This is a genomic window from Klebsiella grimontii (assembly GCF_900200035.1).
GTDB lineage: Bacteria > Pseudomonadota > Gammaproteobacteria > Enterobacterales > Enterobacteriaceae > Klebsiella > Klebsiella grimontii.
On sequence record NZ_FZTC01000034.1, the window covers coordinates 282,572 to 292,912 of the forward strand.

Here is a 10,341-nt window from a genome sequence, read left to right on the forward strand (position 1 = left end):
GCACCCGCTGCGGATATATAACAAACGATGAGGTTTACATGCGTAAAATTAAAGGGTTACGTTGGTACATGATCGCGCTGGTGACGTTAGGCACCGTGCTGGGGTACCTGACGCGTAACACTGTGGCGGCAGCTGCGCCGACTCTGATGGAAGAGTTACACATCTCCACCCAACAGTATTCCTATATCATCGCGGCCTATTCCGCTGCCTATACCGTTATGCAGCCCGTCGCCGGCTACGTGCTGGACGTGTTAGGCACTAAAATCGGCTATGCCTTCTTTGCTATCGCCTGGGCGGTGTTCTGCGGCTCTACGGCGCTGGCGGGAAGCTGGGGCGGACTGGCGCTGGCGCGCGGCGCGGTGGGTGCCGCCGAAGCGGCCATGATCCCTGCGGGTCTGAAAGCCAGCTCCGAATGGTTCCCGGCAAAAGAGCGTTCTATCGCCGTGGGTTACTTCAACGTCGGCTCCTCCATCGGCGCCATGATTGCCCCGCCGCTGGTGGTTTGGGCTATCGTGATGCACAGCTGGCAGATGGCGTTTATCATCTCCGGCGTTCTGAGCTTTGCCTGGGCGATGGCGTGGCTGGTTTTCTACAAACACCCGCGCGATCAGAAAAAATTAACGGAAGAAGAACGCAACTATATTATCGGTGGCCAGGAATCCCATCATCAGACCAACAACGGTAAGAAAATGTCTCCGTGGCAGATTCTGCGCAACCGTCAGTTCTGGGGTATCGCCCTGCCGCGTTTCCTTGCCGAGCCGGCGTGGGGGACCTTCAACGCCTGGATCCCGCTATTCATGTTTAAAGTCTACGGCTTTAACCTGAAAGAGATTGCGATGTTTGCGTGGATGCCGATGCTGTTTGCCGACCTCGGCTGCATCGTTGGGGGCTATCTGCCGCCGCTGTTCCAGCGCTGGTTTGGCGTTAACCTGATCGTTTCGCGTAAAATGGTGGTGACCATGGGCGCGCTGCTGATGATTGGCCCAGGGATGATCGGTCTGTTCACCAGCCCGTTTGTCGCCATCGCCCTGCTGTGCGTCGGCGGCTTTGCTCACCAGGCGCTGTCCGGCGCGTTAATTACCCTCTCTTCCGACGTATTTGGGCGTAACGAAGTGGCGACGGCGAACGGCATGACCGGCATGGCCGCATGGCTGGCGAGCACTATGTTCGCCCTGGTGGTCGGCGCGCTGGCGGATACAATCGGCTTTAGCCCGCTGTTCGCCGTGCTGGCGGTTTTCGATGTGCTGGGCGCCGTAGTTATCTGGACGGTGCTGAAAAATAAATCAGCGGATGACGACAGTACGCCGCTGGAAACGAGTAAACCCGCCACGCAAAGCTAAACGCAGGCGAGTTGCCCCCATCCGAAGCCGCCTTGATACAGGCGGCTTTTTCGTCTGTTTTTATGGTGAGAAGCGCGTAAAAGTGGTATAACAAATCCAATATTGTCGCCATCTCCCGGGAGCGAATATGGAAATCACTGAATCGCGTCGTCTGTATCAGCAGCTTGCCGCTGAGCTTAAGTCGCGCATTGAACAAGGCGTCTACCTTGTGGGCGATAAGCTACCCGCAGAGCGGTTTATCGCTGACGAAAAAAGCGTGAGTCGTACCGTGGTTCGCGAAGCCATCATTATGCTGGAAGTTGAAGGCTACGTTGAGGTTCGCAAAGGCTCCGGCATCCACGTCATCTCCAATCATCCAAAACATCAGCAAATTGCCGATGAATCGCTGGAATTCGCCAATTATGGTCCTTTTGAGCTGTTGCAGGCCCGCCAGCTGATAGAAAGCAATATTGCCGAATTCGCGGCGACTCAGGTGACCAAGCAGGACATCATGAAGCTGATGGAGATCCAGGAAAATGCGCGTAAAGAGAAGTGCTTTCGCGATTCCGAATGGGATCTTCAGTTCCATGTCCAGGTGGCGCTGGCGACGCAAAACACCGCGTTAGCCGCCATCGTAGAAAAAATGTGGACCCAGCGCGTGCATAACCCGTACTGGAAAAAACTGCACGACCATATCGACTCGCGTACCGTCGATAACTGGTGCGACGATCATGACCAAATTCTTAAGGCGCTGATTCGCAAAGATCCGCATGCGGCGAAGCTGGCCATGTGGCAGCATCTGGAAAATACCAAGCTGATGTTGTTCAACGAAACCAGCGATGACTTTGAATTTAACGCCGATCGCTACCTGTTTGCCGATAATCCGGTGGTTCACCTCGATACGGCCGCCAACGGCGTAAAATAGACGCTTATCCCCATACCGGGCAGCGATTCCTTCACTGCCCGCAACGCCCTCAGGGTAAGCAAAGCATATATAGTGTCAGCCTGTGTAAATACACTCGCCACCCTCCTTCGCAATCAGCAAAATCAGAATGCAACAAACTGCAATTTCTCTGACGTAAAGTCAGCGGGTTTGTTACAATTAGATGCATTTTGTCGTTCTGAGAGTTAGCTTTGGCTTACTTCACTTTTAAACAGGGAACCGTTCAGAGCGCAGCAGCGACCCTAATCTAATAAAAAGCTATGTCGCCGTGCATATACCGCGTTCAGACGTGCCGTTAACCGATGTACCAGGAATCGTGAATGGAACTATTAACCCAATTATTGAATGCCTTGTGGGCTCAGGATTACGAAACTCTCGCTAATCCATCCATGATTGGCATGTTGTACTTTGTCTTATTTATGATTTTGTTCCTTGAGAACGGTTTACTGCCTGCCGCCTTTTTGCCCGGCGATAGCCTGCTGGTGCTGGTCGGCGTCCTGATTGCTAAAGGCGCGATGGGCTTTCCGGAAACGCTGCTGCTGCTTACCGCTGCGGCAAGTCTCGGCTGCTGGCTAAGCTATATTCAGGGCCGCTGGCTGGGTAATACGCGAATCGTACAAAACTGGCTATCGCACCTTCCCTCACACTACCACCAGCGCGCGCATCATCTGTTCCATAAGCACGGGCTTTCCGCGCTGCTGATTGGCCGCTTTATCGCCTTCGTTCGTACGCTGCTGCCGACCATCGCCGGGCTATCCGGCCTGAGCAGCGCACGCTTCCAGTTTTTTAACTGGATGAGCGGTCTGCTGTGGGTCCTGATTCTGACCTCCCTGGGGTACCTGCTGGGAAAAACACCGGTATTCCTGAAGTATGAAGATCAGCTGATGTCCTGCCTGATGCTGCTGCCCGTCGCGCTGCTGGTATTTGGCCTGATTGGTTCGCTGATTGTCCTGTGGAAGAAAAAATACAGAAGCCGGGGCTAACAATGGCGATGCAACGATCCTCTCTGCGTCAGATAAGCTGGGTGCTGGGCGGTTCGCTACTCCTGTGCGGCCTGTTCTGGCTCTGGCTCACCGTGCAACAGCAGGAGTCGACCCTGGCTATTCGTCCCGTCAGCCAGGGTATCAGCATGCCGGACGGGTTTTCCGTCTGGCATCATCTCGACGCTAACGGCATCCGCTTTAAAAGCATTACGCCGCAGAATGACGGCTTGATCATCAAGTTTGACTCCAGCGCTCAGGGCGCCGCGGCAAAAGAAGTTTTGGGCCGCGCCCTGCCGCATGGCTATATTATCGCTTTACTGGAAGATGATGATTCGCCTACCGCCTGGATTTCGCGCCTGCGCGATACCCCGCACAGATTCGGATAATGCACGAAAATTCCGAATATTTTCACCCTGTTTGGTGATTTCCCGTTTTACTTACTATCATTAAGTCTGCGGGAGTCACCAGGCTCACGTTAATCAACTGGATAGGGTATATCCTTCAGATATTCCCTCACACAATGGAAGGTCGTATCCATGAAACACCGCATTGCTTTGATCCTGGTTCTGTCTTCACTGAGCGCCAGCGCCTTTGCCATCTCCCCTTGTCAGGAAAAAGAACAAGATATTCAGCGGGAGATAAGCTACGCCGAAAAACATCATAACCAGCACCGTATTGATGGTCTGAAACGGGCGCTTAGCGAAGTGCAGGCAAACTGTAGCGACAGCCAGCTCAAAGCCGATCACCAGAAAAAAATCGCCAAACAGCAGGCAGAAATAAGCGAACGCCAGAATGACCTGCGCGAAGCCGAACAGAAAGGCGATGCTGATAAAATCAGCAAGCGTCAACGTAAACTTGATGAAGCGCAGCAAGAGCTGAAAGCGCTACAGTCTCGCGAGTACTAATCGATTAAGCAAGACCAATATGGACCACTTTCACAGGAGATAAAACATGGCTAAAGATAACGTTGCAGAAGACCTGCGTGCGGAACTGAAAACGCTGGCTGATACCCTGGAAGAAGTGCTGAACTCCTCCACGGATAAGTCGAAAGAAGAGATTGGTAAACTGCGTAGTAAAGCCGAAAGCGCGCTGAAAGAGAGCCGCGTTCGCCTGGGTGAAACCAGCGACGCCATTGTGAAGCAAACGCGCGAAACCGCTGCGCGTGCGGATGAATACGTCCGTGAAAACCCGTGGACCGGCGTAGGAATTGGTGCTGCCGTCGGGCTGGTGCTGGGTGTCCTGCTGACGCGTCGTTGATTATGGCGAATTCTCAAAGCACGCAAGGGCCGGGGCAAAGCGTTTTCGGCATTGGCCAGCGGATAGTCACCCTGCTGGTCGAAATGGTCGAAACGCGTCTGCGCCTCGTCGTCGTGGAGCTGGAAGAGGAGAAAGCCAATCTCTTCCAGCTATTCCTGATGCTCGGGCTGACGCTGCTGTTCGCCGCGTTCGGCCTGATGAGCCTGTTAGTCCTCATCATCTGGGCCGTCGATGCGCAATATCGGTTAAACGTGATGATCGCCACCACCGTGATTCTGCTGCTGGCGGCGCTCATTGGCGGGATCTGGACGTTACGCAAAGCGCGTCGTTCGACGTTCCTGCGCCTGACGCGCCAGGAGCTGGCTAATGACCGGGCATTGCTGGAGGATGACAAGTCATGAGCCGCGACCAGCAGGAACGCGAACGGCAAAAGGCGCTTTTGCTACGTCAAATCCAACAGCAGCGGCTGGATCTCAACGCCAGCCGCCGCCGCTGGCTTGAGGCGACCGCGCCAATCGACCGTGGCTGGAACACCCTGCTCAACCTGCGTTCATGGGCAATGGTCGGCAGCGGCCTCGTCGCGGTATGGTCCGTTCGCCATCCGCGCTTTTTGCTCCGCTGGACAAAACGCAGCCTCGGTATCTGGAGCACCTGGCGTATGGCCCGCAAGCTGTTGCAGCAGACCGCATCGCGCTAAGGCTGATTTCTCACGTCTGGGTTATGTCAGCCGGGTCAGGCGCCAGCCGCCGCCCGGCATCAATATCGTCGTACTGTCCCATCAGATTTGCCCTTCTGCTCGCCGCCCTAATCACTCTCCCGCTGCGCCGCTATATCACCCTTTCTATTCATTTCGTTTATCAATAATTGCTCAGAAACTTTGAAAAAGAACTACAGTTTTCCTTGCTAACAATCACATCTCATCCTCGCTAATATCCTCTCCATCGACAGCAAGCCCGCGTAACTACGCAGGATTGCACCAAAAAACGAAATCGCCGCCCTTTGGGTTTCCTGGAGTTAGAAATGAAAAAATTAGAAGATGTTGGTGTATTGGTAGCGCGCATTCTGATGCCCATTCTGTTCATTACCGCAGGTTGGGGAAAAATTACCGGGTATGCGGGTACACAACAATATATGGAAGCCATGGGGGTCCCTGGGTTTATGCTGCCTCTGGTTATCCTGCTTGAGTTCGGCGGCGGTCTGGCAATCCTGTTCGGTTTCCTGACCCGTACCACCGCGCTGTTCACCGCGGGCTTCACCGTACTGACCGCGTTTCTGTTCCACAGCAACTTTGCTGAGGGCGTGAACTCGCTGATGTTCATGAAGAACCTGAGCATCGCAGGCGGCTTCCTGCTGCTGGCTATCACCGGTCCAGGCGCGTTTAGTATTGACCGCGTCCTGAATAAAAAGTGGTAAGCACACTATACTGAGTGAAAATCTAAAAAAGCGAGGGGATATCTCCTCGCTTTTGCTATCTGAAGGAGGCAACAATGGGACAATTAGTTGACGGCGTCTGGCACGATACCTGGTATGACACCAAATCCACCGGGGGGCGATTCAAGCGTTCTGTTTCCGCCTTCCGCAACTGGCTAACCGCCGATGGCGCGCCGGGCCCAAGCGGCCAAGCCGGATTCGCTGCGGAAAAAGACCGTTACCATCTGTACGTTTCTCTTGCCTGTCCATGGGCGCATCGCACCTTGATTCTGCGCAGCCTGAAAGGGCTTGAGCCGTTTATTTCCGTCTCCGTGGTCAACCCCCTGATGTTTGAAAACGGCTGGACTTTCGACGATAGCTTCCCGGCAGCCACGGGCGATACCCTCTACCAGCACGAATTTCTCTATCAGCTCTATCTGCATGCCGATCCGCACTACAGCGGGCGCGTTACGGTGCCGGTATTGTGGGACAAGAAGCAGCAAACCATTGTCAGCAATGAGTCGGCGGAAATCATCCGCATGTTGAATACCGCCTTTGACGGACTGGGCGCCCGCGCAGGAGATTACTACCCGCCGGCGCTGCGCGCGCAAATTGATGAGCTGAACGGCTGGATCTATGACAACGTCAACAACGGGGTCTATAAAGCCGGATTCGCCACCAGCCAGCAGGCCTATGACGAAGCGGTCGATGGGGTATTTACCTCGCTGGAACGTCTGGAGCAAATCCTCGGCCAACACCGCTTCCTGACCGGTAATCAGCTGACGGAGGCTGATATTCGTCTGTGGACCACCCTGGTTCGTTTCGACCCGGTGTATGTGACCCACTTTAAATGCGACAAACGCCGCATCAGCGATTATCTCAATCTTTACGGTTTCCTGCGCGACATCTACCAGATGCCGGGCGTCGCGGAAACGGTGGACTTCGCCCATATTCGCAACCATTACTACCGAAGCCATAAGACGATCAACCCGACCGGGATCATCTCCGTCGGCCCGCAGCAGGATCTTAACGAGCCGCACGGCCGCGATCTTCTCTTCCGCTAAGCGATTGGGCGCGATTTACCGCGCCCAATAATTCACAAAACAAATATTTACCGCCATTTCATTCACGTCTATTCTTATTTCGATCGCTTTAAAAACAAGTGATTGACGGTTAATCGAGGCGTAGAAATGGACTGGTATCTTAAAGTATTAAAAAATTACATTGGATTTGGCGGCCGCGCCCGGCGCAAAGAGTACTGGATGTTTATTCTGGTCAACATCATCCTGACCGGCGTACTCAGCATCATTGATAAAATGCTTGGATGGCAGCGCGCAGGAGGAGAGGGCATTCTGACGACCATCTATGGCGTGCTGATCTTCTTACCGTGGTGGGCGGTGCAGTTTCGTCGATTGCACGACACCGACCGCTCGGCCTGGTGGCTGTTATTACTGCTGATCCCCATTATCGGCTGGCTGGTGATCCTGGTCTTCAATTGCCAGAACGGCACTCCCGGCAATAACCGCTTCGGGCCGGATCCCAAACCGACTTCCTACTGAACAATGCGCCCCTCGTTAAAAAGGGGCGCAATTTGTTTTATCTGACCATAAATAGCTTCGGAATTTCCCGCAGACACCATGATTTCGCCTCCCCCATGCTGTCCCGGCGCCAGGCCATAATAATGTCGATCTCGTTGCTGTACTCCGGGCTGACCACCCGAAGACGCCCTTCGGCAATATCCTGCTCAACCAGCGGATATGGCATCGTGGCGACGCCCAGTCCTGCCAGCAGGGCCTGGCGTTTATCTTCGATCGAGCTCACGGTTAATCGCGGCTGTTTGTCGAGCAGCTGCACCGTCAGCACCGGACGCTCGCGGGCGGTATCCGCCACCGCCACGCCGCGGTACTTAACGCGCGTCACTTCAGAGAGCGGCTCCGGTTCCTGGTGAATGGGATGATCCGGCGCGGCAACGTAGACGCTCATTACCGAATAGAGCTTCCGGGAGTTAATTTCCGAGGAAGAGCGAAAATGCATATCCGGCGCGACGACAATATCCGCCCTCCCCTGCTCAAGGCGCTCCCATGCCCCGGCCAGCACTTCGGTAATAATCGACAGCTGAGTGTTCGATTTGGTTGCCAGCTTTTCAATTAACGGGAACAGGCCGGTGGTGGGCACCAGCGCCTCGGTGACGATGGTCAGGTGCGTTTCCCAGCCGCGCGATAGCGCTTCGGCATCGGTTGTCAGTTTATCCGCCGCCTCCAGCAAAACGCGCCCGCGCTCGAGCAGCATTCGGCCAACATTGGTGAATTTTGTTCGATGACCTGAACGGTCGAACAGAACGACATCCAGCTCCTCTTCCAGCTTTTGCATGGTATAGCTGAGCGCGGAAGGCACTCGACCCAGTTCATCGGCCGCCGCCGCAAAGCTTCCACGCCGGTCAATCGCATCCATTACGCGTAACGCTTCCAGCGTTAATGCTCTCTCTTTAGCCATCGCACTCTCATTCAGGAAATTTGAACATACCGGGCAGAATATCTGGCTAACAATACAGCGTCCATACCTTTACCATTGATTTAGTGTAAAGAGAGGTCAAGAAGATGATTACAACCCGAACAGCCAAACAGTGCGGTCAAGCTGACTTCGGCTGGCTGCAGGCCCGCTACACCTTTTCCTTTGGCCACTACTTCGACCCGAAATTGCTAGGTTACGCGTCGCTGCGCGTGCTCAACCAGGAAGTTCTGGCGCCCGGCGCGTCGTTTCAGCCGCGCACCTATCCGAAAGTCGACATTCTGAACCTGATTCTGGAAGGTGAAGCGGAATACCGCGACAGCGATGGCAACCATATCCAGGCGAAAGCTGGCGAAGCGCTGCTGATTTCTACCCAGCCCGGCGTGAGCTACAGCGAGCACAACCTGAGCAAAGAGCGCTCGCTGACGCGAATGCAGCTGTGGCTGGATGCCTGCCCGCAGCATGAAAACCCGCTGGTGCAAAAAATCGCTATCGCCGAGGGAGCTCAGCAGCTGCTGGCTTCGCCGGACGGCAGCCAGAAGAGTCTCCAGCTGCGCCAGCAGGTATGGATCCACCATATCAATCTGGCGAAAGCCGAGCAGCTTAGCGTGCAGCTCCACGGCCCACGGGCCTACCTGCAGTCGATTCATGGCACGGTGCATGCACGGGTACAGGAAGAAGAGAAACAGGCACTGACCTGCGGCGATGGCGCGTTTATTCGTGACGAAGCTAACATTACCCTCGTCGCCGATACGCCGCTGCGCGCTTTGCTGATAGATTTACCAGTGTAACAACGGCAGTAAGGGAGTGTGTCAGTGGGCAAGAAGAAAACCAAAAAAGTGGCGCTAGCAGTGCCGCAGCCGCAACCAGAAACCATGACAACGGTGGGTTTTGGTTATGAAGAGATGTTAAGCGAGCTGGAGGCGATCGTCGCAGAAGCGGAGATACGGCTCCAGGATGAAGAAAGCGTTGCCTGACGTCAATATCGGCCCCAGCCGGGGCCGATAGATTTACTCACTCAGTGCCTGAGCTAAATCTTTTTGTACCTGCTTACGCTGTTCTGGCGTCAGGACCTGATTGACATCAAAATAGTACTTCACGCGATAATAGCGAACCTGCTGTTCGACTTTGCTAAACGCCGCCAGCTGATCTTTGACCGCTTTTTCATTCCATTTTCCGGAATCAATCACATCAAATAATACGCCGTCTTTAATATCTTTCTGCGAGATCTGCTGAACGCTTTTCTCCAGCTGCTGATGCAGGCTTTTAATTTTCGTTACCTGATCGTTGGTCAGTTTTAAGTGCTGGACGATCGGATCCTGCGCCGGGACTGGCGCAGCGTTAACATCCGCAGCCTGTGCCGCCATTGAGAAGCCAGTGGCGAGGACGGTTGTCACTGCAATGCGGGTCATTAATTTCATTTTTTCTTTTATCCTGATTAATTATCACCGATGTGGCTGGCTATTATTTTTCAGAAGCAGATGAAGAAATGTAAAAAATAGTGCATATAAATGTAGTTAAAAAAAGAAAACACATAATAAATATGAATAATAAAACCAAATGCATTTATTTAAAATATATAATAAATAAGAAAGGAAAATTAATGGCCGTATGATTCATCCTGCGGTTGATGGCAGACCTGCCTTGCGCATTGTCTCCGCTTTATTGCCAGGTGGTGGCTGACGCCTTAACTGATCGACTACACCCGCGCCCTATGCCCGCTAGCGTCGTGGACAGGCATTCATCTGCCCTGTGTTTCAACCTGCCATATGAAGCAAAAACCCCCGCCATTTCTGACGAGGGTTTTCTTTGAATGAGGAAGCTGACCGTTAAGCCGCTTTCTTTTGGGTATAGCGTCGTGGACAGGCATTCATCTGCCCTGTGTTTCAACCTGCCATATGAAGCAAAAACCCCCGCCATT

At 53.8% G+C, this 10,341-nt stretch carries 15 protein-coding genes; 13 read left to right on the forward strand and 2 right to left on the reverse strand.

The window, feature by feature from the left end:
- Positions 1-38: 38 nt before the first annotated feature.
- The 11 genes from KOSB73_RS26855 to KOSB73_RS26905 all read left to right on the forward strand — a co-directional run bounded on the left by KOSB73_RS26855 (position 39) and on the right by KOSB73_RS26905 (position 7,471).
- Complete coding sequence (locus KOSB73_RS26855; protein WP_004135911.1) at positions 39-1,340, forward strand: MFS transporter; 1,302 nt, start codon at positions 39-41, stop codon at positions 1,338-1,340.
- Positions 1,341-1,467: 127 nt separating this feature from the next.
- Positions 1,468-2,244, forward strand: a complete 777-nt coding sequence (gene exuR, locus KOSB73_RS26860) for a transcriptional regulator ExuR (protein WP_004135908.1) — start codon at positions 1,468-1,470, stop codon at positions 2,242-2,244.
- Between the two features lie 338 nt (positions 2,245-2,582).
- Positions 2,583-3,245, forward strand: coding sequence for a DedA family general envelope maintenance protein YqjA (yqjA, locus tag KOSB73_RS26865; RefSeq protein ID WP_004125499.1), 663 nt, complete (start codon positions 2,583-2,585; stop codon positions 3,243-3,245).
- An 8-nt stretch (positions 3,246-3,253) separates the two neighbouring features.
- Positions 3,254-3,631, forward strand: a complete 378-nt coding sequence (gene mzrA, locus KOSB73_RS26870; RefSeq protein ID WP_162626098.1) for an EnvZ/OmpR regulon moderator MzrA — start codon at positions 3,254-3,256, stop codon at positions 3,629-3,631.
- Positions 3,632-3,781: 150 nt separating this feature from the next.
- On the forward strand, positions 3,782-4,150 hold the full coding sequence (locus KOSB73_RS26875; protein WP_004125504.1) for a DUF1090 domain-containing protein: 369 nt from the start codon (positions 3,782-3,784) through the stop codon (positions 4,148-4,150).
- Positions 4,151-4,196: 46 nt separating this feature from the next.
- The gene (locus tag KOSB73_RS26880) at positions 4,197-4,502 is read left to right on the forward strand and encodes an ElaB/YgaM/YqjD family protein (RefSeq protein ID WP_004125506.1); all 306 of its coding nucleotides are present in this window, start codon (positions 4,197-4,199) and stop codon (positions 4,500-4,502) included.
- A 2-nt stretch (positions 4,503-4,504) separates the two neighbouring features.
- On the forward strand, positions 4,505-4,903 hold the full coding sequence (locus tag KOSB73_RS26885) for a phage holin family protein (protein ID WP_024358717.1): 399 nt from the start codon (positions 4,505-4,507) through the stop codon (positions 4,901-4,903).
- Entirely contained in the window at positions 4,900-5,199 is a 300-nt protein-coding gene (locus KOSB73_RS26890; RefSeq protein ID WP_004135905.1) for a YqjK-like family protein, read from the forward strand. Before KOSB73_RS26885 ends, KOSB73_RS26890 begins: the two co-directional genes overlap by 4 nt.
- A 323-nt stretch (positions 5,200-5,522) precedes the next feature.
- On the forward strand, positions 5,523-5,915 hold the full coding sequence (locus KOSB73_RS26895) for a DoxX family protein (RefSeq protein ID WP_004125512.1): 393 nt from the start codon (positions 5,523-5,525) through the stop codon (positions 5,913-5,915).
- Between the two features lie 74 nt (positions 5,916-5,989).
- A complete protein-coding gene (locus tag KOSB73_RS26900) occupies positions 5,990-6,976 on the forward strand; it encodes a glutathione S-transferase family protein (protein WP_064411711.1) in 987 nt (328 codons plus the stop codon).
- Positions 6,977-7,102: 126 nt separating this feature from the next.
- Positions 7,103-7,471 (forward strand): DUF805 domain-containing protein, encoded by a 369-nt coding sequence (locus KOSB73_RS26905; protein WP_004135903.1) that lies wholly within the window; start codon positions 7,103-7,105, stop codon positions 7,469-7,471.
- Between the two features lie 37 nt (positions 7,472-7,508).
- On the opposite strand, the gene KOSB73_RS26910 is transcribed toward KOSB73_RS26905, so the two are convergent.
- Positions 7,509-8,405 (reverse strand): LysR family transcriptional regulator, encoded by an 897-nt coding sequence (locus KOSB73_RS26910; protein WP_024358719.1) that lies wholly within the window; start codon positions 8,403-8,405, stop codon positions 7,509-7,511.
- Between the two features lie 104 nt (positions 8,406-8,509).
- On the opposite strand from KOSB73_RS26910, the gene KOSB73_RS26915 reads away from it, so the two are divergent.
- Together KOSB73_RS26915 and KOSB73_RS30980 are read left to right on the forward strand one after the other, a co-directional pair.
- Positions 8,510-9,211 (forward strand): pirin family protein, encoded by a 702-nt coding sequence (locus KOSB73_RS26915; protein WP_024358720.1) that lies wholly within the window; start codon positions 8,510-8,512, stop codon positions 9,209-9,211.
- A 24-nt stretch (positions 9,212-9,235) separates the two neighbouring features.
- Positions 9,236-9,397 carry a hypothetical protein gene (locus KOSB73_RS30980; RefSeq protein ID WP_004135901.1) on the forward strand — a complete coding sequence of 54 codons (162 nt, stop codon included), beginning with the start codon at positions 9,236-9,238 and terminating at the stop codon, positions 9,395-9,397.
- A gap of 33 nt (positions 9,398-9,430) precedes the next feature.
- On the opposite strand, the gene KOSB73_RS26920 is transcribed toward KOSB73_RS30980, so the two are convergent.
- Positions 9,431-9,841, reverse strand: coding sequence for a Spy/CpxP family protein refolding chaperone (locus KOSB73_RS26920; protein ID WP_024358721.1), 411 nt, complete (start codon positions 9,839-9,841; stop codon positions 9,431-9,433).
- Positions 9,842-10,341: the final 500 nt, after the last annotated feature.